Below are 26,660 nucleotides of genomic sequence, written 5' to 3'. Positions count from 1 at the left end.
TATTAAATAATTAATGATGTGCAATCAATGATGAAATTTGTTTTTCTAAATGCTTATTTTGCTGATTAGCCTGTTCCATGGTCAAGCCAGAGGGAATGCCAGGTCTTTTATGCTTAGTATAACGCAGCAAGGCTAGTTTCATTAGTTCTTGTTTCTTAAGAACAGTCTCATACAACTTGGGTAAATAAGTATGGTTAGCAACGTACTCATCCCACTTGATCACTTGCGGAAATGTAGGATTAAGATAGGAAATAATTGACCTGGCCATTAACCAGTGTCCTTCCTGCTCTGGATGTATACCATCCGGAGCCAGCTTATACGTTGGATCAATCCGTGTCATGGATTCTAAGTATTTTTTCATGGGAAAATGAAGATCTATAACTTCCCACTTTTCATTCTTCCGCTGTTCTAATAGCCAAGTTGAATATCGATCCAATACTTGATTATATCCGTCAAGACCAAGATCTGGATCATCATGAACGGGCGGTGTAATCAATACAATCCGTTTTACACCACTTTTAAGCACCTCCGTATATAAGTTTTCTATACCGTCCTGATAAGCTTTGAAACGCACACTGTCAAAAGGGAGATAAATACCATCATTCATTCCGTAACATGCAAAAACAACATCAGGTTTGATCTTCTGCAATACACTTTCCAACCGATCGAATAAACATGGTCTTGCAAATTCACCGTTCGCATGATTGTCCTCACTAAGCCCAGAAACAGTCTCACTTGGAAGCCCAAGATTGATTATTGCAGTACCTTTTATAAAATGACTACTTAGAAGAACACTTTCTATCATCGCGACATATCGACCATCATAGGTGATGCTATTTCCAAGAAATAAAATCTTTTCGGCTCGATTCAAATGCAAGAGAGAATTAGATTTTTGTTGCGCAACTAAAATCGAACAAAAAAACTAATAATTATTAAAAGAGTATAATTTTTCATAAGTGGTATATTTATCAGGGAACTTTGCAAGTTAAAAATTTTTGCTATTTTCAAATTAAAATTATGATGTTTATATAATTTAACGAATATGATCTGATAATTCTATCTCCAGAGACTAAATATAATGTATTGGCTGGTAATAAATAAACTATTTTTGATTAAAATCCTCTAATTTTTGAAGTTAAAAAAACAATAGTAATCACCATTTAGTACTTTTGAAAAGTTTGATGGAATTAACCAAATGAGCTTTTGCTCTTAAAAATATCCTCGGTTTAGACCAGGGCTTAAAACAGAAAAATTTAATGTTGATTTTGCGATTGTCAAATCGCATATTTAACTTACTATTATGAACAAGGAAATTCAGGATTATATTATTACCTACTATCTGGATCTGATGTCGCCCGAAGAGAAGCTTGCATATAAACATGCTCATTCCACGCTAAAACTAGATGGCAGTGAAAATTTAGAGAAAATGCAACGAATATACCTGAAGACCGGATGGCTTACAAAGGATCAAACCGTATTGGGTCTTCTTAACAATGGTTTAGAAAAATTCAATGAAAATACGGCAACCCGCATATTGCGAGACCATCACCTGGATATCGTTTTCAATTATTGTCCAAAATGCCACAAGCTAGCCCGGACACCAACAGCAAAGCAATGCCGTTTTTGTTTTCACGACTGGCATAAAGAAAATAACAATATAACTGACTGTGATTTATAACTAAACACGTAAATTAAGATGCTTTGCAAAAAAAGCACCGCTACATTTGAAGCATTCTTGAAACAACATGAAGTCCCAATATTTCAGATATCTCCACTGAGACTAATAATTAATTTCCAGCTATTTTTATAAAAGGACATATGCATTATTAAATTTTAATGCAATTAAAGAAGATGAAATATTACTTATAGCAATTCTAAAAATGAGTTCTATTTAAATAGTATCTGTAAAAAAGAGAGCTAAAACAGAAAACAAAGATGAATCTAAAAGTGGCTTTGTTTTCATTTTGTTCAACTATCTTTGCTTTGCATTATTATTTTAACATGAAATTACTAAAAGACCGAATCTTAAAGGATGGTAAAAGCTTTGAAGGCGGAATATTAAAAGTTGATAGTTTTATAAACCATCAGATGGACCCTATTCTTATGAAATCTATAGGTGTAGAGTTTGTCCGTCGCTTTGGGCATCTACCAATGAATAAAATTATAACGATTGAAGCAAGTGGCATTGCTCCTGCAATAATGCTTGGATATTTATTAGAACTTCCCGTGGTATTTGTCAAAAAAGCTGTTCCGAAAACAATGAATAATATGTTAACGGCCTCGGTTTATTCTTACACCAAAGATAAAACATATGATATATGTGTAAGTACTGACTTCTTAACTAAAACTGACCAGGTAGTTTTATCGACGATTTCTTAGCCAACGGAAATGCTTCTATTGGAGTTTATGAACTGGTAAAGAAAGCTGGAGCCACCATGCTGGGTATGGGATTTATTATTGAAAAATCTTTTCAAAAGGGAAATGAGCGCCTACAGGAATTAAATATTCAAATAGAATCTCTCGCACGTATTAAAACATTAGGTGATAATCTTATCGAGTTTGAAGACTAAAAATTACTTCAATCTAATTTAATCTTCTGGCATAACGCTATAACATCCGGTTATGGGGATCAACATTCATCATTAATACTAAGAGGCTTTAGTTTTAACACTATCGCCTCATTTTTAAGCTTGTGAAAATCATTTTAGTCCTTCTTCTCATGAAGCGGAAATTCATTACATCTTTGTTTTAAACAATCAAAGTATTTCTAGTCATACTTAATATTAAAATCCTAAATTGTTTATATGATACTTTCAAAGCTTATCATATGTATACTTTTATCCAATATTTTACATTTCTGTAAATCAATATCAAAATAAATTATTGTAAATTGTACAAACCGGTTTTGATATCTCCTGATTCTAGTCTATCAATAATTTACAAATAAATACGTCTTTTTAAATGAAACAAAATCCCCTTCAAAATTGTTGATAAGACGTAAACTCCTATAATCTGCATTTTTATTAAATGGCTTATATGATGATGATTACAGATGGCAAAAGAGCGATTTTATGCTGAAAGATAAGAGATCTGTATAATAATTATGAAGTAATTTGTCATGAAATCAGGTTATAATAGATCGTAACCAGTAATTAAACGATATGAATATGATAGAAAAAACAAAAATTGGTATCTGGATGGACCATTCATTTGCCAACTTGATGGATTATTCAACAAATCCTATGCAGACTAAAACTATTGAATGCAACTTACCCATGAGGATAAGGAAGAGGCACTAAAACGTAGTGAAAGTGTCATGCATAATAAAAAACAGAATGAGCTATCCGAATATTATAAAGAAATAGCTAAAATAATCAAACAGTATGATGAAGTACTCATTTTTGGTCCAACTGATGCAAAAATTGAGCTATACAATACTATTAAAGATGGTCTAGCATATGCTAAAATTAAAATCGGAATAAAACCTGCTGATAAAATGACCGAAAATCAGCAATACGCTTTTGTACGAACATATTTCACCACTAATTAATATTGAACAGATTCTTAAAACATCTGAGGGGAGACAAAACTTGATCAGCACTGAACTCCCCCTCTTGTATGATGTCTAAAAGGTAAATAAAATCAATATCAGTTCCTTTCATCGTCCTTAAAAACTTTCACCTATTCACTAAACACTCAAAAATTTATGATATTCCTGTTTTATAGCTAAATATATATGAAGAAAAATGCTGATGTTATTATTATTGGTGGTGGCCTTGCAGGTTTAACAGCTGCATTACATTTAACAAAAAAAGGATTAAATGTCACGTTAATTGAAAAATATAGTTATCCTCGTCATAAAGTCTGCGGGGAATATCTTTCAAAAGAAATATTACCTTATTTGAATTGGTTGAACTCAGACATTTTACAAGTATATCCAACAAATATTAACACACTTATATTTACACATCAAAATGGTAAAACTGCAAAAGCAGACTTACCGTTGGGAGGCCTTGGCATCAGTAGGTATTCGCTGGATAATTCTCTATATCTACAAGCAGTAAAAATGGGATGTACCGTTATTAAAGCTACAGTAACAAATGTAACATTTAATGAAAATGCATTCACAGTGATGACCGAAAATCAGATTTTAATAGCAGAAATCGTATTGGGAGCATTCGGGAAACGATCGAACGTGGATCAGGTACTAAAACGTAATTTTATGAATAAAACTGCCCCGTGGCTAGCCGTAAAAGGACATTATTCCGGAGAATTTCCTGATGATGTAGTAGCACTACATAACTTTAAGGGTGGTTATTGTGGTATTACAAAAGTTGAAGACAATATTATAAATATGTGCTACCTAGCTGATTTAAAATCATTTAAAAAGCACAAGAATATTACAGAATTTGAGCAAAATATTCTTTACAAGAATAAACACATCAAATACTTTTTTGAAAATAGCACATTACTTTTTGATAAACCACTTACAATAAGTCAAATATCATTTGATAAAAAACCGATCATCGAAAACCATATATTAATGATCGGTGATACTGCCGGCCTTATCCATCCCCTCTGTGGCAATGGCATGGCCATGGCTATGCACAGTGCTAAAATTTCGTCAGAGCTAATCGTCGACTATTACACAGGTAAAATCGTATCCCGAAAATTATTAGAAAAAAAATTCACACAACAATGGAAACAAAATTTCGAAAAGAGACTCTTAATCGGAAACCTATTATCGAAAGCACTTCAACATCAAACCATCACAACAGTATTGATCAGGATCGCAACGATGTTCCCCTCTCTTCTTCCTTTGATAATAAAGCAAACACACGGTAAAGCAATAACAATCAAATGAGAATAAATACCGATAATAGGACAGAAAAAACCGAATTAATGGATGATTTTTCACTCCAAGGTGAAGAATTACGAGAAGCTCTAGATAAAATTGCACGCATCAATCAATTTCTTGGAGGCAATAGTACTACACTTAATGGCGTAAAGCAATTATTAACACAGGTTGATCGATCTAAACATATCACTGTCGCAGATATAGGTTGCGGTAACGGTGATATGTTACGTATGTTAGCCGAATACGGTATTAAGAACAATATTAACTTTAAAATGATCGGTATAGATGCAAATGAATATACGATCAACTATGCTCGAAAATTATCAACAAGCTACGCTAATATTGACTATGTATGCACTGATATATTTGAAGAAAATTTCAAGACATTAAAATATGATATTGCACTTTGCACCTTAACTATTCATCATTTTACTAATGAAAAAATAATAGATTTAATCACTATCTTTAGTCATAATGCCTCTGTAGGAATAGTTATAAACGATTTACAGCGCAGCAAATTTGCTTATAGACTTTACCAAATGGTATGTTTTGTTTTTAGATTAAACAGGATGTTGCAAGAAGATGGATGTACATCGATATTGAGAGGATTTAAAAGAAATGAACTGCAAAGTTTTGCAAGAAAACTAAATTTAAAGAATTATACCATCCAATGGAAATGGGCCTTTCGTTACCAATGGATTATACCTAAAATATGAGTGTAAAGATCGTAACTGTTGCAAAACAACTACCGAAATATTCAAGCGATACAGTTGAAATACTTCCTATGCTAGATACTTGGCTTTATGGACAAGAAACACGTTTTATAAAAAAAGTAAAAAAAATATTTGAAGGTGCGGCAGTAAATACACGGTATTCAATTATGGATCCTATTGAAGTATTTACAGCAACTTCTTTTGAAGATAAAAATAACATTTACAGCCGTGAAGTTATTATCCTTGGTGAACAAGTGCTTGAGAAAGCACTTAAAAAAGCGGGATGGGATCCAAGCACCTTAGACTATATTATTACTGTAAGTTGCACCGGTATTATCATCCCTTCTTTAGATGCGTATCTTATAAATAAACTGAAACTACGACAGGATATCGTCAGATTGCCAGTTACAGAGATGGGCTGTGTAGCAGGAGTATCGGGTTTGTTATATGCCAAAAACTTCCTCAAAGGCAATCCTAACAAACGAGCCGCAGTAATAGCGATTGAAGCTCCGACTGCTACATTTCAACTGGATGATTTTTCAATGTCAAATATTGTAAGCGCGGCTATTTTTGGTGATGGGGCAGCTTGTTGTCTACTTTCTTCTTATGAAGAAGATTATGGTCCCACCATACTTGATGAACAGATGTATCACTTCTTTAATACGGAGCATATTATGGGATTTAAACTGACCAATAGTGGTTTGAAAATGATACTTGGCACTGAAGTTCCGGATACCATAGCACAACATTTTGGTGATATTATACATCCATTCTTAAAGAAAAATAATTTAGAGATCAGAGACATAGACCATATGATATTTCATCCCGGAGGAAAAAAAATCGTAATGACGGTCGAAAAACTATTTTCAGAGTGGGGTAAAAATATTGATCACACAAAAGAAATATTATTGCAATATGGCAATATGTCAAGTGCAACTGTTCTTTATGTCCTAGAGTGCGTCATGGATAAAAATCCCATACAGGGAGAATTAGGGTTGATGTTAAGTTTTGGTCCAGGATTTTCTGCCCAAGGGCTTTTATTAAAATGGTAATGTACAATGAACGTAAAAGATATTATAGCAAAATTACCCTATAGTAAACCATTTTTATTCGTCGATGAGTTGCTTCATATTGATGAAAATGGAAGTATGGGTACATATACCTTCGATGAAATCTAGATTTCTATAAGGGACATTTTAAAGAAAAACCGGTTACTCCTGGAGTGATTTTAACAGAAACTATGGCGCAGATAGGTCTTGTTTGTCTCGGCATTTACCTTCTTAATAATGAGCTAAAAAATACTTCAATTGCATTTACATCTGTCGAAATGCAGTTTTTAAAACCTGTATATCCAAATGAAAAAGTTACTGTAATTTCTCAAAAAATATATTTTAGATTCGGCAAACTCAAGTGTAACATCAGTATGAAAAACGAAGCCGAACAGATTGTTAGTCAAGGTATATTTTCAGGAATGTTAACCACTGAGCTATGAACCGAGTTGTAATAACGGGATTAGGGGTCGTTGCTCCAAATGGAGTTGGCGTACCTGCTTTTACCGATGCTATTAAAAATGGTATATCTGGAATACGCCAGGATGAACAATTACAGCAATTGCAGTTTTCTTGTCAGATAGCAGGAAAACCCCAAATTACAGATGAAATAAAGTCAGCGTATTTTACCGATCTTGAACTTAGAGGTTTTAACAGTAGCGGAATACTATATGGCGTCATTGCAGGTGTTGAAGCTTGGAAAAATGCCGGACTTCCGATAGAAAATAATAATGAGCCTGATTGGGACAGTGGAACTATATTTGGATCAGGAACATCAGGCATTGATAAATTGCGCGAAAGTATCTATAAAATTGATGATTTGCAGACGCGTAAACTTGGTAGCAGTGTTGTTGCTCAAACTATGAATAGTGGTATAAGTGCATATCTGGGCGGAAAATTAGGACTAGGAAATCAGGTAACCACGAATTCTTCTGCATGCGCAACAGGGACCGAAGCAATCATAATGGCCTATGACCGTATAAGATCAGGAAAAGCAAAACGCATATTAGCCGGCAGCACTTCAGATAGCGGCCCCTACATTTGGGCTGGATTTGATGCTTTAAGAGTTTGCAGTTCTAAATATAATGACAATCCTGAAGCAGGCTCCCGTCCTATGAGTGCAACAGCAGCAGGATTTGTACCTGCATCCGGTGCAGGAGCACTAATTATTGAGGACTTAGAAAGTGCGCTAAAACGAGGGGCAAATGTTTACGCAGAAATTCTAGGTGGTAGTGTAAACTGTGGGGGACAGCGGGGAAATGGTACGATGACTGCTCCAAATAGCAAAGCTGTTCAAAGATGCATTATTGATGCTCTCAAAAACGCAGCTATTTCAGCAAATGATATTGACGCAATCAACGGTCATCTTACAGCAACTGCTAAAGATAGTATTGAAATAGAGAACTGGACAAAGGCATTGGGCAGAAGTCATGTTGATTTTCCCTACGTCAATTCATTAAAGAGCTTGATAGGACATTGCCTCAGTGCTGCAGGAAGCATTGAAAGTGTAGCTACAGTGCTGCAACTTCATCATGGGTTTTTATTTGGAAATACAAATTGCGATGATCTACATCCAGAAATAGCAACTCATATTGATGCCTCAAAAATACCGACAAAATCTTTTAACATTAATTTAAATGTAATAGCCAAAGCTAGCTTTGGATTTGGTGATGTGAATGCTTGTGTAATATTTAAAAAATTTGAAATTTAATCTTATGAATAAAGAAATGTTGATAGGTAAGTTAAAGGAAATCATAAAACCTTATACCACGAATTTAGAAGCATACGAAAACCTAAATGAAGACACCGATTTTATTAATGATCTTAACATCAATTCTGCAAATCTGGTAGATATTGTACTCGATATTGAACAAATATTTGATGTTGTCATCGATAATACTGATATGGAACGTATGTTAAACGTGAGAACAGCCGTCGAAATTATAGAAATCAAATTAGCGCAGAAGTGATTGGTAATGATATCATAGATATACAGAAATCCCGTCAAGAAAGTAATTGGAAACGACATGGGTTTCTGGAAAAACTATTTACAGAAGAAGAACAGTGCTTTATAGCCAATAGTTCTGATCCAGAAATTATAGTATGGCTGATGTGGAGCATGAAAGAAGCTGCGTACAAAATCCTAAATAGACAGACAAAAAAAAGAGAATTCATTCCTAAGAAACTGATTTGTAAAATATTATCACAAACCTGTTTTAGTGCAACTGGTCAAGTATTTTATATCGGAAATATCTATCATACAAGAACTTTTTTAGCTGATGATTTTATCCATACTATTGCTGTTAATGACTTAGAAGATCTAGATCTCGTAGTGGAAATAGACAAAAAAGAAATGCTAAAAGATATAAATGGAATACCTTGGTTATGTATTACAAACTCAAATCAATATAAAGCAGCTTCAAATAGCAACCATGGTCGCTTTGAAAAGACAGTGACAATTAAAAGTAAATAATTCTAAATCAGGATCAGTTTAATTGCGAAAGTTGCTGAAACCATTTTTAGACAAGGAAAAACTTTAATGATAATTAAATATGCTCACTAATACATTAGTATCCCTTTTTGAAAGAGATCTTAAAAAATTAATAACTGAAATAGAACTTTATGAAAATGAATCCAATATTTGGCGGATTGAGAAAAAGATCTTGAATTCAGCGGGAAATTTAACCCTCCATTTAATTGGTAACTTAAACACTTATATAGGTAAAGAGATCGGGAAAACTAACTATGTAAGAAATAGAGATCTTGAATTTTTAGAAAAAAATGTTCCGAGAAAAGATCTAATTACGAAAATAGAAGATACAATTGAAACTATTAGACTTGCACTAAGCCAAATAGCAGATGAAGAATTAGATAGCGAATATCCCATTTTAGTGTTTTCGAAAAAGACTTCAACAGAGTTTTTTTTAATTCACCTGACAACCCATCTCGCTTATCATCTCGGACAAATAAATTATCATAGACGTTTAATCGAAAGCTAAAAAAAATTAAATAAGTTGAATTTCAATATCAAAAATCCCAAATAAAAATTAGCAATTTAATAACAGAAAGACCAAAAATAAAAATCCGGCTAACTGTTGCTGATTATTTTCCTGCAAGGTTAAGTTGGATACTTTTAGTCACAATAGGTTTGATTCTAATAACTTGTAAAAGTTTGGGAGAGGCAGATGAATATGACAACTTGATTAATATTATCAAATTAGGGTAATTTTAGAATATTAAAAAAAGCCATTCTTAAAAAGAATGGCTTTACTATTTATGTAAATAAAGGTAGATTTATTTCAATTTCCAGATCGATCCCATCATAATCCAACATTCTTAATATAATTTAAAACGAGGTCGAATTACGCTCCTTCTAAACACTGTAAATGCGCAGGTTGTTTAATAGCAAAAATGGGACCAAAGAAGCTATCTATTAAAAAATAATTATTGTTTTGCATAAAAATGTTTCAGTAAAGCTTACAAATAAAAAACGCAGTAATTTATCGTATTAGATTATCGGAGGAATAATTGTTTTTACCGGAATGTGTTTAAGTCTAAAATATATAAAAATTGACTACTATTCTTTAAAGTTAATAATCTCTTTTCTATTAACCTTGTAAGTCATACTGTTATTATTATAACTTATAAGGCCATTACAAGGGATTTCCTTTCAAATAGTTCTTAACCACATTACGAATTCATCTTCTTTAGAACCTTTTCAAAAGTATTAATATTTCTACTTGTAAATTGATCTCTAAGTGTCTTTTTACCCAAAATCTTTCCAAATGCTGAATCAAGCGTGTTTCCTTTAGGGACCTGCCAGTAGAAAATATGATTAACTATTTCTGCGCTCTCATTGGTATTTTGTGTCGCGTCCTGAAATTCAGCCATTAAAACTGTTTCTATTCCAGTATCTCCGACAAATGCATAGATATGAAAATCCGTAGTCTTTTCAAAAGGAACACTTTCCCAATATAATACCGTATCACGCTCCGACTTTATAAATAAAACAGCGTCGTAAGAAAAATAAGCTGACATGGACTTTTCCAAAATTAACTTTAATTCGATCTCGTTTTTATCTGATGAAAAAACAATATTACCAGATGCGATTATGGACCTAACATCCTGCATTCCTGCATCCCTAAAAACCTGACATACATCAGTCATCTTCATGTTGGTTCCTTTGACATTTACACCCCTCAGAAAAGCACAGTACTTCATAATTCTTAAAAAATTAGATTAAAATTAAGTCAAAATACATACGATATATCATTATACGTTTATTTACAAATAGGACTCATTCATCAACTTGCAATTTCTTCAATATTAATTTCTCAGTTGGTAAATCATCTTCAATCCCAATAAAATAACTTTCAAATCCAAATTTTTCAAGTAATTTTTTAGAAGCCATATTTTCTGGATCAATAATTCCAATAACCGCTAAATCAGGATATAAATTATGCGCTACATCTAGTAATTTTCGACAGATTAAAGATCCTATTCCATTTCTCCAAAAATTCTTTTTTATAATATAACCTATTTCAAGAATGCTCTCATCGTGCTTATATCGCTCCAACTTGCAATCTCCAACAAATTCATTTTCATCAGTAAGAACCTTAAAATATCCTAATTCACGTTCCTTACTATTGATTTCAAGAATACGATCGAACTTTGCTCTAGCCTGATTTTCATTCAATCCATTTCCAGAAATATATTTCATTAAATCATCTTCACAAACAAGTGTTTTGAAGGAGTTAAAATCTTCCGGTCCATACTTCTGTAAGTTTATTTTCATTATCTTCTATAATAAAGTGATTTATAAAACAATATTACGTCTAAAAGCACAACCCAGCTCGATAATAGTCTCCGTTTTGGCAATACCTGCAATACTGTCTATTTTCTCATACAATAATTGTCTCATATGCTCATGATCTTTAGCGATGATCTTTAAATATAGCGTATAGTTTCCAGTAATATAGTAACATTCTGTTACCTCAGGAATTTTATGAAGCTCCTCAATTATTCTTTTTGAATCATGATCTTTTTCAAGAGATATTCCAGTAAAAGCTCCCCAATCGTAACCCAATTTTTTTCGTCCAAAACAGGCTTAATTCCCGTAAGAATACCTTGATCCATAAGGCGTGTAATACGCTGATGGACCATTGTATTGGAAACTCCTAGCTCTGTAGCTATAGCAGAATACGCCATGCGTCCGTCTGCTTCGAGCTGTTTCAAAATCTGTATATCAAAATCATCCAAATGATTCATGGTTATTTTTAATTATTAAGTTTAGAGTTAAATTAAATTTAATAAGCTACTAATTGAGTGAATTTAAATCCAAATTGGGCTATTAAAATTAAATATCGTACATTTATTTCATAATTCCAATTACAAATAATATGGCAGACTTAACAAATTTAGCAAAAAGCAATGCATTCATTGCAAAGGAAAATAAATATGGTGCCCACAATTATCATCCCTTACCTGTGGTTTTAGCAAAAGGAAAAGGAGTATATGTCTGGGATGTTGAAGAAAACCGATACTTTGATTTTCTTTCGGCATACTCAGCGGTAAACCAGGGACATTGTCATCCAAGGATTATTAAAGCCTTAACCCAACAAGCTGAAAAGCTTACCTTAACTTCAAGAGCATTTTATAGTGATAAATTAGGTGATTTTGAAGAGTATCTTTGTAATCTGTTTGGTTATGATAAAGCTTTAATTATGAATTCCGGTGTTGAAGCCGTAGAAACAGCCATGAAGTTATGCCGTAAATGGGCTTACTTAGTTAAAGGGCTTCCTGCAAATCAAGCCAAAATAGTCTTCGCAAGTGGTAACTTCCATGGTAGAACAATATCCGTAATTTCTGCTTCAAATGATGATTCGGCAAGAAAAGATTTTGGACCTTTCTTAGATGGGGTTACACAAGTGCCTTATAACGACGTTCAAGCATTTGAAGAATTAATAAAAATGATACGAACATTGCTGGATTTATTGTTGAACCCATTCAGGGCGAAGCTGGAATTATCGTTCCAAGTGATGATTATCTATCTCGTATAAAAGCACTTTGCAAAGACTACAATGTATTATTTATAGTCGATGAAATTCAAACTGGTATTGCAAGAACAGGAAATATGCTAGCCTCTTTTGATATTAGAGATACCAATTCAAATACAAAGCCTGATGTTTTAATTTTAGGAAAAGCACTTTCTGGAGGTGTACTTCCGGTTTCTGCTGTTCTAGCAGACGATTCTATTATGCTGACTATAAAAGCTGGAGAACATGGTTCAACATATGGAGGTAATCCCCTAGCCTGTGCAGTATCTATGGAAGCTCTTCAAGTGATCATAGATGAGGATTTAGCATTAAATGCTAAAAAATGGGTAAAATATTCAGAGAAGGCCTTCAAGAATGATGATAAGATGTCCCATAATTAAAGAAGTCAGAGGAAAAGGATTATTAAATGCAATTGTAATAGATAGCAAAGAAGAAGATAATACTGCTTGGGAAATTTGTCTAAAATTTAAGGAAAATGGATTATTAGCCAAACCTACTCATGGTAATAAAATTAGATTAGCTCCCCCATTAGTAATAACAGAAGATCAAATTACGGAAAGTCTATCAATTATAGAAAAATCACTTCATCAATTTGCACAAAAAATATGAATAGATCGATTAAATTAATTAAAAATAGATCGGATATTGGAGCAGGTACGCGGTTCCGACCTAGGGATTGACGCTATCGAAATTGCTGCAATTAATAAAGGAAGTCAATACTTCAATAACTATAATTTTATAGATATACAAACGCGCAATAACACAGTTTATGATCCGCTTGTTAATCCATTTGGTAAGAGAATAAAGCAGGTCTTACAGCAGTGCAAATTATTGGCAATAGCTGTTGAAGATAGCTTACTAGAAGAACAGTTTCCCCTGGTTTTTCAGGAGACCATTCATCTGCAATTGGTACCATTAGTGGTATAAAGTCGGCATATCCAGAAAAAACATTAGGAGTAATATGGATAGATGCCCATGCTGATTTACATTCACCCTATACCACACCTTCTGGTAATTTACATGGAATGCCTTTAGCGGCGGTATTAGGGACGGACAATTTAGAAAATCAAATTAATAATGTTGATGCAGAAACCAAACAATATTGGAATAAATTAAAAACAATAGGAACTTCCCAAGCTAAAATAATAGCAGAACACCTGATCTACTTTGGTGTTCGCGATACCGAATTACCAGAAGAAAATCTAATTGCGGAACTGAATATAAAAAAATACCAAGTAGAGCAATTACGTGATATGGGAATAAAATCCTGTGTTCAGAGCGCCCTTCAGCAATTGGAAGGATGTGACCATATTTATGTTTCATTTGACGTTGACAGTATGGACAGCGAGCTAATTTCTAACGGTACTGGTACACCAGTACCCAAAGGATTTAATCAAACAGAAATAACATCATTGCTTCAAGAAATTATTGCATCTAATAAAGTGGTTTGCTTAGAATTTGTAGAGGTAAATCCCCTTTTAGACAGTCAAGGGAATAGAATGGCAGAGGTTGCGTTCGAAATTTTAGACCAAGTGACAGCATCTATTGAAACTTTAAAATCAGTATCATAATTTCGATATGATTTCTTGGAATTGAACAATTGAAAATAAGAATTATTAGTTTCTAATTTCAATTGTTCAATTATTGTTATGCAGAGAATTCGCAACCATTTAACCCAATATACAATGATTCAGCATGTAACATTCTAATTAAAAATTTGTAACATTGTTACTATAAGTATTTAAGAACAAAATAAAATGGTAAGATAAATTTAAACTGATCTACTATTTGTCATATACCTTAAATATATTGGTTAAAAAAATGTTATGATCGGCAAATTTTTCAGAAAATTCTATTTAGACATAGTCATCTGGACCATTTTATTGTTACTTCCCTTTATCACCTATCTCTATCAACCAGATAAGATTTCGGAGTTTAAGCCCTACTCTGCTCTATCTCATCTAGCCAATATTATATTTTTGGCAACAAATTTTTATTTACACTGCTATTATGTCGCACCAAAATACTTCTTTACACGCAGAAGTTTCTGGTGCTTTTAATTGCATGTGCTTTCTTATCCTATGTCGCGCTAAACTATGCTATTGTATACTTTAATCCTAATGGAGAATTGGCACATTTCACAAAAGAAAATATACTTTTCGTGCGACTAGTGATCGGTCCTGGAATTATATATTCACTTTGTTTAATTACGTCATCCATGATTTTTCTATATGGAGAACAGGCCAGGCAAAAAGAATTAAATAAGCAGATTGCTTTGGAGAAAACAAAAGCAGAATTAACAATTCTAAAACTTCAGATCAGTCCACATTTCCTATTCAACACCCTTAACAATATCCGCTGGTTGATCCGTAAACAATCACCAGATTCTGAAGACACGATCGTCAAATTATCCGAAATATTGCGGTACATTCTCTATGAAGTTGATGGTGCAAAAGTAGAGCTCTTTAAGGAAATCGAGCATATGCAGAATTTTATTGCCTTACAAACACTCCGTCTTCCGATAGCTGGAAATGTGGATCTCGAAATTGAATCTAATCTAAAAAATAGATTGATACCACCTTTACTATTTATTCATTTTGTAGAGAATGCATTCAAATATGGTGTAGACAGTAAAAACAGTCCAAAAATCAAGTTTCAATTCGCACAGATTCCAGGCGGTATAATTTTTAAGTCCAGCAATAAAATACTACAGCATACAGAACTTCGAACAAGTGAAGGAATCGGATTAACCAATGTTCAGCGTCGCTTGCAACTGTTATATCCAAATCGTCATGATCTTTCCATTACAAAAACGGATGACGGTTATTTCCAGGTACTACTCAAATTGATGACCGATGAAAATTAAATGCTTACTTATAGATGACGAACCATTTGCTTTAAACATCTTAGAAGACGATTTATTAAGCTTTGACAAGGTTGAAATACTGCACAAGTTTAACTCGCCAATCGATGTCGTCGATTACTTGAGAGATCATGAAGTCGATCTGATTTTCTTGGATATACAAATGCCGGAAAAATTAGGAACACAATTTATCCGCGAACTTACTAATCCACCTTTATTTATATTCACTACGGCATATCATCAATATGCTGTGGAGGGTTTTGAATTGAATGCAGTGGATTATCTATTGAAACCAATTGCAAAAGAAAGATTGACTAGCGCTATTCGAAAGGTTGAAGACATTATGCTTTTACGAGCAAATCAAAATAATATAGTAGATCACATCGTCGTCAATGTTGAGTATAAAAAGATTAAAATATTTATCAATGAAATAAGTTACATAGAAGGATTAAAAGATTATGTTAAAATCTATATGGTAAATCGGAATGCTCCACTTCTTACTCGTAGTAACCTAAGAGGTATGGAAAAAATTCTGCCAGTAAAAGATTTTTTAAGAATCCATAATTCATATATAGTAAACAAAAATAGAATTCAGCACGTCGCTCTAACGAAATTAACACTTCCTGAGATTGCACTGCCAGTAGGCAAAAAATATGTTGGAAATATCGAAATTTTCTAAATTAAATTCTCTTGTCGATACTAATATTTGTTTCAATAACTTCATTCGTCTACACATTTACGCTGTCTGTCTACAGATCATTGTGTAGATTAAAAATCCTTCTCAAATTTGTCGTATATCAGACCTCTATTAAAAAGGGATAAACAAATCGATAAAAAAAGAATAATGAAAAGATATATATCAACGCTTATTGTAGCAACTGCAATATCAACTGTGCATGCTCAAAATACCGCTGAAAATTCACCTACAAACGTAAATAAGTCTGAAGGTACAATCTTTGGTCAAATTATAGACAGTCAAGGAAAACCTATTTCAAAGGCTTCGATTAATCTCTTTCAGGTTATCAAAGATCAAAAAACAATCAGGAAAGAGAAATATTAATAAGAAGTACAAGTTCGCTGGAAAATGGAAATTTTAACTTTTCAGCTATTTCTAATACCAATAATTGGAAATTAAAAATCAGCTCAATAGGTTACGTAACGCTCGAGCTAAATGTTGATCATAGTGATGATAAAAAAGTCTTAAACAAAAATATAGGAACTATTGCACTTAAAAATGACAATCAACAACTTGCAGAAGTAACTGTCACAGGTCGAAAGGCTTTATTGGAAATGGATATTGATAAAAAAGTATTCAATGTGGACAAAAACATCGTAGCAACTGGCGGTACTGCTATCGATGTACTTCGTAATATGCCATCTGTACAAGTAGATATCGATGGAAATGTCAAGCTCAGAAATGCTGCACCAACCATTTTTGTAGATGGAAAGCCTACAACACTTTCACCAGATCAGATCCCCGCAGATGTCATCGAAAAATAGAGATCATCACAAACCCTTCTGCAAAGTACGATGCCTCAGGAAGCATGGCTGGAATTTTAAATATAATCCTTAAAAAAATAAGAAAACAGGATATAATGGTATGGTTACCTAGGTGGGGATCGATTTGGCGGAACTAATTTTATGGGAAGCCTCAATGCACGTCAAAACAAATTAAACCTGTCATTTACAGGAATGAATATGCGAATGCGTACGAATACTGAAGGAGATAGTCATAGAACGAGTAATATAAATAACATAAATTCAACTGTAGATCAAGATATTGAAGGAAAAACAAAAGGTATGATCACTTTTGGAAGACTTGGTTTAGATTATGATTTCAGTCCACGAACTTCATTATCAATTGCCGGAGTTTTGGTTGAAGGGAAATTTCGTCCAAATGAAGAAACCCTAATATCAACACAATCTGAAGGAAAAACCTCATTAAGCAATCGAATTTCGGAATCCGAACGAAGCTTTAAACCAAGAGGTTTACAGGCCGGAATAGTGCAGAAATTTAAAACAGAAGGTGAGGAATTAACTGTTGACTTTAATTATTTCGGAGGTAATAATAATTCAAACGGTCTTTACACCACAAATTATCTCAATGATATAAACCAGATAACAGGCACAAAAAAACAACAGAACATCGGTTCTGGAAATAATAAATTTATTACTATCCAAACGGACTATGTTAAGCCTTTCAAAAATGGAATGAAATTGGAGACCGGTCTTCGTGCCCAAATTAATAAATTAAAAAATCTCAACGATAATTCAATACAAGATATTGGTGAAGAAGACTTTAAAAATATTTCTTCAGCATCCGCTAATTACGATAGTAAAAATAGCGTTTATGCCGCTTACGTTTCACTCGGAGGAAATTTTAAAGATTGGGTATCCTATAAAGTAGGTCTACGTGCTGAAAACTCAACTTATAATGGAGAACTTTTAAATACTAATGAAAAATTTAAGAACAATTATCCATTAAGCCTATTTCCATCTGTGTTTTTAAGTAAAAAACTGACCGAAAAAGATCAAATCCAGATGAGTGTCACGCGTCGCGTGAATCGTCCTAATTTTTTTCAAACGATACCTGTTATCGATTATACAGACAGTTTAAATATTACGAAAGGTAATGCCGATCTTGTTCCTGAATTCACGACTTCTGGCGAGATTTCGTATAGTAGAACACATGGAAAAGGCACTTTTTTAGCTTCAGTTTATTATAAATCTACCAATAATTTGATTACCAGATTTTTGACTCAGGAATTAAATCCGGTAACAGGCAAGATGGATTTTATAAATACCTATATTAATGCCAATTCTAGTAAAAACTATGGTGCAGAATTTACATATACCAATAATCTTAAAAAATGGTGGGATTTAACCGCAGACCTTAATTTCTATAATTCAAAAATAGAAGTTGACGACAGTACCCCGTCTGAAGCAATGTGGACAGTATTTGGAAAATTGAACAACACCTTTAATGTTAAAAACAATTGGAATCTTCAAGTCGCATTTGAATATCAAGGCAAAACAAATATGCCTGTCACACAAGGTCAGTCATTTGGTCCTCCAATGAATCAAGCACAAAGCTCATCCCAAGGATACATCAAACCTTTTTATGGTGTCGATCTAGCTCTCAAAAAGAGTTTCTTAAAAAATCAAGCTGCCTCAGTAACTTTAGCTGTGAATGATATTTTCAGAAGCCGAGGTAATACAATTGTATCTTCAGGAGAAGGGTTTACACAATCTTATTATCGACTTTCAAATCCTCAACTAATCAAATTGAACTTATCTTATCGCTTTGGAAAAATGGATATGAATATGTCTAAGAAAAACAAAAATCAAAATTCGATGGAAGGAATGCAGATGCAGTAATCTACCCGTACAATAACAAATAGAGGGGTGTATATAGATCTTAATCTATATACACCCCTTTACTTTATTTTAATCTAATTGATTTAACTTACAAAAATGAAGAAGTTGATTAAGATACTAACATTAAAATAGGGACCTTGGCATTAACTGCCAATTTTTTGAGGCACTTTTTTGAAAAAACGAATCGATAAATCCAAGTTTACGGGGTACAGTGATCAATATATGAATATTATGTTCTTGAACATATACATTTAGTTTCTCAACAAAATCTTCACCTTCCAAATAAGAGTAAGTCGGTTCAAGACTATCTAAACTTGCATGCAAAAAAGATTGTTCCTCAATTAAATCAGCTGCCTTATGCTTCCCTTGAACACTTACATTTACAACATACCATCTTAAAGATAACAATTCTTGTAAATGAAATATTGTTTTCACGGGCAATCGTTCATCTAAATGCATTAGATCCACTGCAAGGATCACATTTTTAAAGATATGTACTTTATCCATATCTGGCACCAATAAAAGGTTATACAGATGTCCCTGTATCAGCTCATTGGTAATAGTACCAATACTATTTTTACCATTATCATCATTTCCTCTCATGCCAGCAATAACTAGGTCAACATGCCCCTCTTCGGAAATTCGCTCCATGCCATCTAAAACAGTAAAACTATCATGTCTTGTATGGACGTTTGTAGCTGGTGAAACATTTAATAATTCCTGTTTCAAAAGAAGCATTTTTGAGTCTACTGCCACAATATCTGTTTCATCTACAAGAATTGGTGGCGGTATAAACTCGCCGACATAGTAAAATCCTCCATTTAGATACCCTAAGGAGTGGTATATGATGACTTTTTTATAGCTGTTTGCTTAGCAAGGGTCAAGAGTTGATCGAAAGCATGTCTAGCAGGAACAGAAAAATCGGTTAAAAAAACAATTGTTTCCATGATCGTGATTTCTTGTAATGTATACTCGATTACTAAACAACCGAATCTTATTTTTAGTTTAAAAATTAAGAAAATAATACACATTAATCTAAATGCATAAATAAATATTCCGAATAAACTAGAAATGTCCTATGACCGATTACGCAAGTTGTTTCATATTTATAATTAGTTTTTCGAACCGAAATTTGCTAATTTTAATTTTTTCGGTTTTCAATTATTGGTCTGTTCCCATAGTTTATAGTAAAATACGTTGAAAACCTGGCAATTGTCTTTAATAATTATATAAAACTTATGTACATATATAATATCCACTGGATCCTTAAATTTATTTTTAATTTAGCTATAATCATCCTGATCAGTAGATTCTTCTATGCTCCTTTTGATGATAAGTTAGCTGATACAAACCTTGTTTACATATTACCATGTATTGGATTAATCAGTAGCTATTTATATCTCTCAGCTTGGTTTGGTTGGAAAAAGAGCTTTTACATCATACTTTATTTAGTAGCATACCTGATCTTCATGGGATATTTTTTGCTAAATCATCTATTGCCAAAATGGGTTGATAATACAATAATAATCTTAACTGTATCTGTAATCGGTTATTTTTGCTATCGCATTATTAATCGTATTATTAAAACAATGATTTATCGCTGTAAAGGAATTAAGAGCCGTATTAATACATACGTAATTAGAAATAAAAGAAATAAGTGATCTTTCAGGAAGCTGGAGAATGACGTTAAAAACATAAGAACTTATACATAGATATGAAATCTAATATCGATAAACTGAAGTTTCCAATTGGTAAATTTATTGCGCCAAATACAATAGATAATGGAACGATAACAAAATGGATTGGAATTATACAATCTTTCCCAGATCTTCTAAAAAAAGAAGTTCAAGAATTATCGGAAGAAGCATTACAAAAAACCTATAGACCTAATGGTTGGTCAATAAGACAAATAATACATCATTGTGCTGACAGCCACATGAATAGTTTAATCAGATTTAAACTAGCTTTGACAGAAGATATACCCGTTATAAAACCATATGCTGAAGATCTTTGGGCAGAACTTATTGACTCAAAAGAACTTGCTATTAATTCTTCTATAAATATGCTAGAAGCTCTACATTACCGCTGGGTAGTTTTACTACAAAATATGACACCTTCGGATATGGCCAGACAATTTAGACATCCTGATTCGAACGAACTCATTAATATTAAAACAAATATTGGACTGTACGCTTGGCATTGTGAGCATCATCTTGCACATATTAAAATCGCAAAAATGAATAAGGAATAGTCAATTTAAAATATTATGAAGGTAAAAAGTTTTTTATAAAAATAAGCTAGCATTTTTTTGTAAAATTGCATTAAATTAAAAAGGTAAATTGAGATATTTTTTCCATATCGCCTATCAGGGTCAGAATTATAATGGTTGGCAAAGACAACCTGATGTAGAAAGCGTACAAGAAGTTTTGGAAAATACACTCCATAAAGTATTAAAAGTACCAACCACCATATTTGGTTGTGGCCGTACAGATGCTCAAGTCCACGCTAGTCAGTACTTTTTTCATGCGGATATTGAGAAAGAATATGATTTCGACTTATTATTTCGACTCAATAAGCTCTTCCTGATAACATCGCCATTTACGATATAATAAAAATGGAAGGTAAGCCGCATGCTCGTTTTGATGCAGTGCATAGAGAATATGATTACTTTATTCACACGTACAAAGATCCTTTCTTAAGCAATCAAAGCTCATTATACTTATATCCCAAATTAAATTTAGACAAAATGAGTGAAGCTGCAAAATTGCTCTTAAAATATAAGGATTTTCGTCCCTTTTGCACACATCCTGATAAAAATGAACATACAATCTGCCACGTAACAGCTGCAGGAATATTTGTCAATACAAAAGGTGATAGAATTCGGTTTAATATTTCCAGTAATAGATTTTTAGGTAAGATGATCAGAATTCTAACCGGTAAACTTTTAAAAATAGGTAATGGGGAACTAAGTATTGATGAATTTGAAAATCATTTAATTACATTAGAACTTCCCAAAATATTGAGACCGGCCCATCCAATAGGTTTGTATCTATCCAAAGTTAACTATCCATACCTAAATCTTCCACCACGCACTGATTTTTTAACACCTTCCCAAAGTTCCGACTGGATTTCTATTTAGATACCCAATATTAAAAAAAATAAAGTATGCAATCCTATCTAGATACTTTTCATAACAAATAATGTTAACTTTCTGATATTAGTGTTATTACTTTATCAATCGGTCGACCGATAACGGCCTTACCATCTTTTAAAACAATAGGACGCTCAATTAGAATAGGATACTCCAACATAACGGAGATCCATTCTTGATCCGAAAGAACAAGATTTTTAAACTTTTCTTGAAAAATTGATTCATTACGTCGTATCAGCTCAAGAGGTTTTAATTGAAGTAAAGTGACCAGCTCAAGCAATTCATCTTTACTAGGAACATCTTGAAGATACTCCCGTATTGATAAATCTACATCTTTCGATTTCAATAAATCTAATACAGCACAGCTTTTACTACACAATTTGTTATGATATATCTTTATCATGATCCAAAATCTAGAGTATTATATCTTTTTTAATCACTTGAACTTCAGCACTAATTCGTACTTCATCACTAACCACAATATTACCAGCTTCTGTAACAGCATCCCATGTTAAACCAAATTCCTTACGACTAAGTTGCCCGCTTAAAGAAAAGCCTGCTTTTGTTTGGCCATAACTATCGACCACAATCCCGCCAAACAAAACTTTAATGTAATAGCTTTGGTAATATTTCCTATTGTCAAATTTCCGGTTAGTTGCGCTTCATCCCCGATTCCTACATATTTAACACCAGTAAATTCTAAATAACGGTAGGCTTCAGCATTAAAAAAATCAGCTGACTTCAAATGTTCGTCTCTTTGTGTATCATTGGTATTGATAGAATTTATCTCCGCTTTAAATGCTATATTCTTAGCGGTATTAAAATCATTAGAAGTAGTTTCAAGATCAAGTGTGAACTTCCCAAAATAACCTGTTATCGTTGTAATCATTAAGTGTTTCACTTTAAAAGCGACTTCACTATGACTTGGGTCTATTGACCATTTGTATGTTGCCATAAACTGTTATTTTAATTAATTAGGTAGATATCTAATAATTGCAAAAATAAGGATTACTAAAAATCTAAAAATTGATTTAGATCATTTGTTTGATACGTTTAGTATGCTACTTTAGGCTAAATTAATTCCTATTCTCAACGCTTGCAATCCTTTAACACCCTGTAATTCTTCCAATTCCAATTCTTCTAGATCATCTAATAAAGATCCGCTCTTTTGTAGATATTGAATATATCCTAAATATTCCTTTTCCTCGCGCTTTGTAAAATAGACAATAGCAATTTTACCCGGCTGAGTAAGGCGTTCGTTCGAACCTTTAATAGTCACTTTATCGATTCTCTTTTTTATAATCTGATAGCGAATATTATAAGCTCCCTCTACATCAAATCGGTGTTCATCTGTTCTAAAATTAATATCGATCAACGTAGCATTAACAAAAATAAGCTGCGTTGTTAGTAAACGTTTCTCCATTTGATCCAACAGACTATGTGTAATTTTTGCAATCGCCGCCATTGACGTCAATTGCCAAAGTCGGATATTTTTTAAGTATATCTCATTGAACTTTTTGTCTGGAGCGATAGATTGGCCTATGTAAATATCATATTCAATACCATCTGATCTAAATTTTTCAAAATAACAAGGGTAAGAATTTTGCAATTCCTTTTCAAATAACTCCAGATAACCACTTATTCCACTATTAATTAAACGTATCGATTTTTCTAAAACATTACGATTTTTATAAACAACCCCATTTAAAGGATGGATAGCATTTTCATATGCGGCAATAATCGGATGAGATTCTTTTAAATTCTCCTTAAAATAAGTGAGAACTTCAGCCACATTTTGATTAAAAAAGTCATTAAGCTGAATCTGCATACTATCCATTAATTCTTCATTAATTTCCTGTAACCATCTTCGGCAGTTGAAAATCATTTCATCAAGAATAACAATACTATTTAAGTGTTTCAATTGAATTAAGACATTCTCCAATAATTCTAATTGAACAATCATGTCCTGAAAAGCCGCCTTATTTCTTTCAATAGTTGAATTTCGAATATCGATGGCACCGTACAACGGATATATTTGTTCAAATTTAATATCACCAACAATAGGTTTAGGTTTATCTTGTTCTATTCTTTGTAAATATTCCCAAGCCTCTTGATTAAACTTCCACTGTACTGCTGATTGAAGAGATGTAAATTTTTCCTTTATAACCTCGTTTATTTTTGTCTGAAACTCAACAATTTCATCTTTTAGCAACTGTGCTAGTAAGGTACTTGCACTAAATATTCGAGCCAAAATCTGTTCATCAAGAACTGCATCTGTTTTTGTAAAGACTTCGATAACACCTACGATCTCTTTATTATGGGCTATGGGAATCAATGCATAGTTGACGATGCCCAGATCTTTCAGTCGTTCCCAAAGGAACGACATAGTTTTATCTTCAATAGGAAAATCTTTACTAAAAACAAGAATTTGGGGTTGCTTAATAAATTCATCCAGCAACTCTTGAATACGTTGCTCATTTCCTTTATTAATTTTTAATAAATCCAATAAAGCTGACGTTTTCTTTTCTTTAAAATCAAATACGACTTTGTTATTCAACTTAAAAAAAGGTAAAAGAGAAAATTCAATAGCAGGATTTCCTGCTAATGTTCTTAAAGCCATAATCACGTGTCCATAAGAATCTGCTTCATCAATTCCCCTTATAATGATATTTTTTATATTTTCAAGCGCCTGTTGCTCAGTAATATCAGTAACTGTTAAAATAGAAAAACCATCCATTTTGATTTTATTCAATGGAATCAAAGTTTTTATTATCTCAAAATTTAATGTTTTTGAAAACTCATCAATTACTTTTATCCGATCAAAAACAGGTAAATTTCCGATTACTTTTACATCTACAAAAGTATGATCGATATTGATCCGGTAATACTTTGTAGTCCAGTCAATGCATCGATAAAGGAATGAATTATCTCAAAATGCTTTGCAGATTTTATCCCATATAACCTTTCTAATATAAATGAATACAACATCTGGATTTTCTCAGAAAACCCAACAGAATCATGTGCTAAAGCAAGTTGATTATCACATCTATACTGTTCAAGTAAAGCATAGAATTTATCTGTTCCAAAACATATTTTTTGTCCTAAAGGAAAGCCCAATGCCCAATAAGTGTCCTCATCATCTTGTAATACTGGATTTAAAGATGCATGAATTAATCTAAATTCGTTTTCAAATTGGTGAATATTGTGCTTATCCAAAGGACCATATTTTGCAAATGCTTGATTAAAATCCTTTAATACACTAGCTAAAAAGTTCTTTTTAATTGATATTTCATTTTCACCTTTTCTTTTCAGATAATTCAAAAATGGGTCAAAAGAAAGGTGGGTTTCAATTTCAGGAAATTGATCTTCCTCCTCATTTATTATAGTAAATAATGCTGATTGCATATTAAAAAAATTAAATTACTAACACGACCCATCACATTTAAGATGGGAATGTTATGCAGAGTAGATTCAGTTCGTTATTTATTTGTGATTTCTGTTTTATAAGGTATCCGGTATGCATAATCTGCCTTAATACCCTTATTATCGTAAGTATAATAAGTAATCTGAGTACTTCTATCCAATAATAGATCCACAGTAACAAAACCCTGCATTGAATTTTTATAAAGTAAGTTACTATTACTTTTTATAGATGAGCTTTTTGCTCCAGAACCGCTAACAATTTGATATTGATCTCTTTTTTTTATAAACTGTAAGCCGTGATCGTGACCAGATATGTAAACATAATTCGGAACTCCCTCAAATACCGCATTTACTTGTAGTTTTAAACGTTTGTAATCCGAATGATTCATATCTTCAGGATTTGAAAACACTGTTGATCTCATTAATGGATACAATGATCCAATTACAGGTAATGGAAGGTAAAAATTTTTATTCAATATTGTAAGTGGAAAAATATGGTCCTTCCACGAATAGTAACCCGCATGAACACCGTATGAATAGAAAGGATGATGTGAAGCAACCAAAATTGTTTTATTCTTATTCTTATGAACCAATTCCTTCAGTTTTTCTATAACTTTAACTTCAGAATCACAGCCACATCTAATATTAGTATCGATCTTTTCATGAGGAAAAAGCCACCATTCACTATCATAGGCAATAATAACCAGATGATCTGAAATAGGAATTTCTACCGGATCAGGACAGCCATTTTTAGGAACTAATTGCAAAAGTGAATCTTGTTGTGCATCCAGAAAATTTCCTTGAGCTCTGATCTTTGCTAGTCCCTGTTTCCCCATCTTATCCCAATCATGATTGCCGGGTATAAAATATACCGGTGCATCAGCGGCTCGCATAGGTTCATACTGTGACCTTAAGATCGATGCTGTTTCCAATTCTTCCTTACTACCGGGTAGCCCCATACCACTGGGGTAGATATTATCCCCCAAAAACATAACAGTTGTCTTCCCTTTTAAAACCAGTGCGGCGGCAAGTGGAATAATCGTTTCCTGTTTAAAATTAATCTCACCGGCATCACCAATAAAAATAACTCGGTTTACTACACTATCTTGTGCAAATACCCCAGTCATTAAAAATGAAAGAAGTGTAACACATAAAAATTTCAACATCTT

At 32.8% G+C, this 26,660-nt stretch carries 37 protein-coding genes; 25 read left to right on the top strand and 12 right to left on the bottom strand.

The genetic code is table 11. The annotated features are described in order from the left end of the window. Positions 1–10 precede the first annotated feature (10 nt). Positions 11–877 carry an SGNH/GDSL hydrolase family protein gene (locus tag L950_RS05550; RefSeq protein ID WP_037524996.1) on the bottom strand — a complete coding sequence of 289 codons (867 nt, stop codon included), beginning with the start codon at positions 875–877 and terminating at the stop codon, positions 11–13. Between the two features lie 423 nt (positions 878–1,300). Here L950_RS05550 and L950_RS05545 point away from each other — a divergent pair, with 423 nt between their 5' ends. From L950_RS05545 to L950_RS05495, 12 genes are all read left to right on the top strand, one after another. Further along, positions 1,301–1,678: a hypothetical protein gene (locus L950_RS05545; RefSeq protein WP_021188350.1), complete on the top strand. Its 378-nt coding sequence runs from the start codon at positions 1,301–1,303 to the stop codon at positions 1,676–1,678. Positions 1,679–1,935: 257 nt separating this feature from the next. Continuing rightward, complete coding sequence (gene xpt, locus L950_RS05540; protein WP_231576899.1) at positions 1,936–2,379, top strand: xanthine phosphoribosyltransferase; 444 nt, start codon at positions 1,936–1,938, stop codon at positions 2,377–2,379. A 56-nt stretch (positions 2,380–2,435) separates the two neighbouring features. Beyond that, a complete protein-coding gene (locus L950_RS35045) occupies positions 2,436–2,570 on the top strand; it encodes a hypothetical protein (protein WP_021188349.1) in 135 nt (44 codons plus the stop codon). 692 nt (positions 2,571–3,262) lie between these two features. Beyond that, the gene (locus tag L950_RS05535) at positions 3,263–3,550 is read left to right on the top strand and encodes a hypothetical protein (RefSeq protein WP_021188348.1); all 288 of its coding nucleotides are present in this window, start codon (positions 3,263–3,265) and stop codon (positions 3,548–3,550) included. Positions 3,551–3,736: 186 nt separating this feature from the next. Next, on the top strand, positions 3,737–4,864 hold the full coding sequence (locus L950_RS05530) for an NAD(P)/FAD-dependent oxidoreductase (RefSeq protein ID WP_021188346.1): 1,128 nt from the start codon (positions 3,737–3,739) through the stop codon (positions 4,862–4,864). Next, on the top strand, positions 4,861–5,574 hold the full coding sequence (locus L950_RS05525) for a methyltransferase domain-containing protein (protein WP_021188345.1): 714 nt from the start codon (positions 4,861–4,863) through the stop codon (positions 5,572–5,574). The genes L950_RS05530 and L950_RS05525 overlap by 4 nt, the downstream gene beginning before the upstream one ends. Then, the gene (locus tag L950_RS05520; protein ID WP_021188344.1) at positions 5,571–6,623 is read left to right on the top strand and encodes a type III polyketide synthase; all 1,053 of its coding nucleotides are present in this window, start codon (positions 5,571–5,573) and stop codon (positions 6,621–6,623) included. The genes L950_RS05525 and L950_RS05520 overlap by 4 nt, the downstream gene beginning before the upstream one ends. A gap of 170 nt (positions 6,624–6,793) precedes the next feature. Beyond that, on the top strand, positions 6,794–7,063 hold the full coding sequence (locus tag L950_RS32075) for a hotdog fold domain-containing protein (RefSeq protein WP_316930540.1): 270 nt from the start codon (positions 6,794–6,796) through the stop codon (positions 7,061–7,063). Continuing rightward, on the top strand, positions 7,060–8,331 hold the full coding sequence (locus L950_RS05510; protein ID WP_021188343.1) for a beta-ketoacyl-[acyl-carrier-protein] synthase family protein: 1,272 nt from the start codon (positions 7,060–7,062) through the stop codon (positions 8,329–8,331). Before L950_RS32075 ends, L950_RS05510 begins: the two co-directional genes overlap by 4 nt. Next, on the top strand, positions 8,321–8,590 hold the full coding sequence (locus tag L950_RS05505; RefSeq protein WP_021188342.1) for an acyl carrier protein: 270 nt from the start codon (positions 8,321–8,323) through the stop codon (positions 8,588–8,590). Before L950_RS05510 ends, L950_RS05505 begins: the two co-directional genes overlap by 11 nt. Beyond that, complete coding sequence (locus L950_RS05500; RefSeq protein WP_021188341.1) at positions 8,587–9,093, top strand: 4'-phosphopantetheinyl transferase superfamily protein; 507 nt, start codon at positions 8,587–8,589, stop codon at positions 9,091–9,093. Before L950_RS05505 ends, L950_RS05500 begins: the two co-directional genes overlap by 4 nt. 79 nt (positions 9,094–9,172) lie before the next feature. Beyond that, positions 9,173–9,619, top strand: coding sequence for a DUF1572 family protein (locus L950_RS05495; RefSeq protein WP_021188340.1), 447 nt, complete (start codon positions 9,173–9,175; stop codon positions 9,617–9,619). 691 nt (positions 9,620–10,310) lie between these two features. Here the strand turns inward: L950_RS05495 and L950_RS05490 are convergent. The 4 genes from L950_RS05490 to L950_RS32065 all read right to left on the bottom strand — a co-directional run bounded on the left by L950_RS05490 (position 10,311) and on the right by L950_RS32065 (position 11,888). Then, positions 10,311–10,841: a DUF1697 domain-containing protein gene (locus tag L950_RS05490; RefSeq protein ID WP_021188339.1), complete on the bottom strand. Its 531-nt coding sequence runs from the start codon at positions 10,839–10,841 to the stop codon at positions 10,311–10,313. Between the two features lie 76 nt (positions 10,842–10,917). Continuing rightward, on the bottom strand, positions 10,918–11,415 hold the full coding sequence (locus L950_RS05485; RefSeq protein WP_021188338.1) for a GNAT family N-acetyltransferase: 498 nt from the start codon (positions 11,413–11,415) through the stop codon (positions 10,918–10,920). A gap of 21 nt (positions 11,416–11,436) precedes the next feature. Continuing rightward, complete coding sequence (locus L950_RS32070; RefSeq protein ID WP_231576897.1) at positions 11,437–11,706, bottom strand: Lrp/AsnC family transcriptional regulator; 270 nt, start codon at positions 11,704–11,706, stop codon at positions 11,437–11,439. Beyond that, the gene (locus L950_RS32065; protein WP_231576896.1) at positions 11,640–11,888 is read right to left on the bottom strand and encodes an Lrp/AsnC family transcriptional regulator; all 249 of its coding nucleotides are present in this window, start codon (positions 11,886–11,888) and stop codon (positions 11,640–11,642) included. The genes L950_RS32070 and L950_RS32065 overlap by 67 nt, the downstream gene beginning before the upstream one ends. A 131-nt stretch (positions 11,889–12,019) precedes the next feature. Here L950_RS32065 and L950_RS35040 point away from each other — a divergent pair, with 131 nt between their 5' ends. From L950_RS35040 to L950_RS05445, 10 genes are all read left to right on the top strand, one after another. Further along, a complete protein-coding gene (locus tag L950_RS35040; protein WP_262507001.1) occupies positions 12,020–12,679 on the top strand; it encodes an aminotransferase class III-fold pyridoxal phosphate-dependent enzyme in 660 nt (219 codons plus the stop codon). After that, positions 12,580–13,056, top strand: coding sequence for an aminotransferase class III-fold pyridoxal phosphate-dependent enzyme (locus L950_RS35035; protein WP_316930541.1), 477 nt, complete (start codon positions 12,580–12,582; stop codon positions 13,054–13,056). Before L950_RS35040 ends, L950_RS35035 begins: the two co-directional genes overlap by 100 nt. Continuing rightward, positions 13,031–13,285 carry an aminotransferase class III-fold pyridoxal phosphate-dependent enzyme gene (locus L950_RS35030; RefSeq protein WP_262507000.1) on the top strand — a complete coding sequence of 85 codons (255 nt, stop codon included), beginning with the start codon at positions 13,031–13,033 and terminating at the stop codon, positions 13,283–13,285. Before L950_RS35035 ends, L950_RS35030 begins: the two co-directional genes overlap by 26 nt. Before the next feature lie 36 nt (positions 13,286–13,321). After that, complete coding sequence (locus tag L950_RS29540; protein ID WP_197086267.1) at positions 13,322–13,603, top strand: hypothetical protein; 282 nt, start codon at positions 13,322–13,324, stop codon at positions 13,601–13,603. Next, a complete protein-coding gene (locus tag L950_RS05470) occupies positions 13,582–14,247 on the top strand; it encodes an arginase (protein WP_197086270.1) in 666 nt (221 codons plus the stop codon). The genes L950_RS29540 and L950_RS05470 overlap by 22 nt, the downstream gene beginning before the upstream one ends. A 479-nt stretch (positions 14,248–14,726) precedes the next feature. After that, positions 14,727–15,542, top strand: a complete 816-nt coding sequence (locus tag L950_RS05465) for a sensor histidine kinase (protein WP_052764318.1) — start codon at positions 14,727–14,729, stop codon at positions 15,540–15,542. Further along, a complete protein-coding gene (locus tag L950_RS05460; protein ID WP_021188335.1) occupies positions 15,532–16,218 on the top strand; it encodes a LytR/AlgR family response regulator transcription factor in 687 nt (228 codons plus the stop codon). The genes L950_RS05465 and L950_RS05460 overlap by 11 nt, the downstream gene beginning before the upstream one ends. A gap of 165 nt (positions 16,219–16,383) precedes the next feature. Then, the gene (locus L950_RS05455; RefSeq protein WP_156169540.1) at positions 16,384–16,599 is read left to right on the top strand and encodes a hypothetical protein; all 216 of its coding nucleotides are present in this window, start codon (positions 16,384–16,386) and stop codon (positions 16,597–16,599) included. A gap of 230 nt (positions 16,600–16,829) precedes the next feature. Next, positions 16,830–17,039 (top strand): hypothetical protein, encoded by a 210-nt coding sequence (locus L950_RS05450; RefSeq protein WP_021188333.1) that lies wholly within the window; start codon positions 16,830–16,832, stop codon positions 17,037–17,039. Between the two features lie 141 nt (positions 17,040–17,180). Beyond that, the gene (locus L950_RS05445; RefSeq protein ID WP_021188332.1) at positions 17,181–18,917 is read left to right on the top strand and encodes an outer membrane beta-barrel family protein; all 1,737 of its coding nucleotides are present in this window, start codon (positions 17,181–17,183) and stop codon (positions 18,915–18,917) included. Between the two features lie 123 nt (positions 18,918–19,040). On the opposite strand, the gene L950_RS05440 is transcribed toward L950_RS05445, so the two are convergent. Then, positions 19,041–19,673, bottom strand: a complete 633-nt coding sequence (locus tag L950_RS05440; protein ID WP_021188331.1) for a hypothetical protein — start codon at positions 19,671–19,673, stop codon at positions 19,041–19,043. Between the two features lie 958 nt (positions 19,674–20,631). On the opposite strand from L950_RS05440, the gene L950_RS05425 reads away from it, so the two are divergent. The 3 genes from L950_RS05425 to L950_RS05420 all read left to right on the top strand — a co-directional run bounded on the left by L950_RS05425 (position 20,632) and on the right by L950_RS05420 (position 22,056). After that, positions 20,632–21,168, top strand: a complete 537-nt coding sequence (locus tag L950_RS05425; protein ID WP_021188328.1) for a YfiT family bacillithiol transferase — start codon at positions 20,632–20,634, stop codon at positions 21,166–21,168. An 88-nt stretch (positions 21,169–21,256) separates the two neighbouring features. Continuing rightward, positions 21,257–21,526 (top strand): hypothetical protein, encoded by a 270-nt coding sequence (locus L950_RS32060; RefSeq protein WP_231576895.1) that lies wholly within the window; start codon positions 21,257–21,259, stop codon positions 21,524–21,526. Positions 21,527–21,531: 5 nt separating this feature from the next. Next, entirely contained in the window at positions 21,532–22,056 is a 525-nt protein-coding gene (locus tag L950_RS05420) for a hypothetical protein (protein ID WP_231576894.1), read from the top strand. 64 nt (positions 22,057–22,120) lie between these two features. Here the strand turns inward: L950_RS05420 and L950_RS05415 are convergent, their stop codons facing one another. From L950_RS05415 to L950_RS05400, 6 genes are all read right to left on the bottom strand, one after another. Next, positions 22,121–22,447: an ArsC/Spx/MgsR family protein gene (locus L950_RS05415; RefSeq protein WP_231576893.1), complete on the bottom strand. Its 327-nt coding sequence runs from the start codon at positions 22,445–22,447 to the stop codon at positions 22,121–22,123. A gap of 34 nt (positions 22,448–22,481) precedes the next feature. Continuing rightward, a complete protein-coding gene (locus L950_RS37105; protein WP_410528095.1) occupies positions 22,482–22,655 on the bottom strand; it encodes a YceI family protein in 174 nt (57 codons plus the stop codon). Next, positions 22,613–23,023, bottom strand: a complete 411-nt coding sequence (locus L950_RS05410) for a YceI family protein (protein WP_231576892.1) — start codon at positions 23,021–23,023, stop codon at positions 22,613–22,615. The genes L950_RS37105 and L950_RS05410 overlap by 43 nt, the downstream gene beginning before the upstream one ends. A 111-nt stretch (positions 23,024–23,134) precedes the next feature. Next, the gene (locus tag L950_RS05405) at positions 23,135–24,820 is read right to left on the bottom strand and encodes a GAF domain-containing protein (protein ID WP_156169538.1); all 1,686 of its coding nucleotides are present in this window, start codon (positions 24,818–24,820) and stop codon (positions 23,135–23,137) included. 101 nt (positions 24,821–24,921) lie between these two features. Further along, positions 24,922–25,473: a hypothetical protein gene (locus L950_RS25935; protein ID WP_052764316.1), complete on the bottom strand. Its 552-nt coding sequence runs from the start codon at positions 25,471–25,473 to the stop codon at positions 24,922–24,924. Between the two features lie 74 nt (positions 25,474–25,547). Beyond that, the gene (locus L950_RS05400) at positions 25,548–26,657 is read right to left on the bottom strand and encodes a metallophosphoesterase (protein WP_084825382.1); all 1,110 of its coding nucleotides are present in this window, start codon (positions 26,655–26,657) and stop codon (positions 25,548–25,550) included. Positions 26,658–26,660: the final 3 nt, after the last annotated feature.

This window comes from Sphingobacterium sp. IITKGP-BTPF85, assembly GCF_001006065.1.
GTDB classification, from domain to species: domain Bacteria; phylum Bacteroidota; class Bacteroidia; order Sphingobacteriales; family Sphingobacteriaceae; genus Sphingobacterium; species Sphingobacterium anhuiense.
Note: the sequence above shows the minus strand (reverse complement) of the source record. Positions and strands in the feature narration are given on the sequence as shown.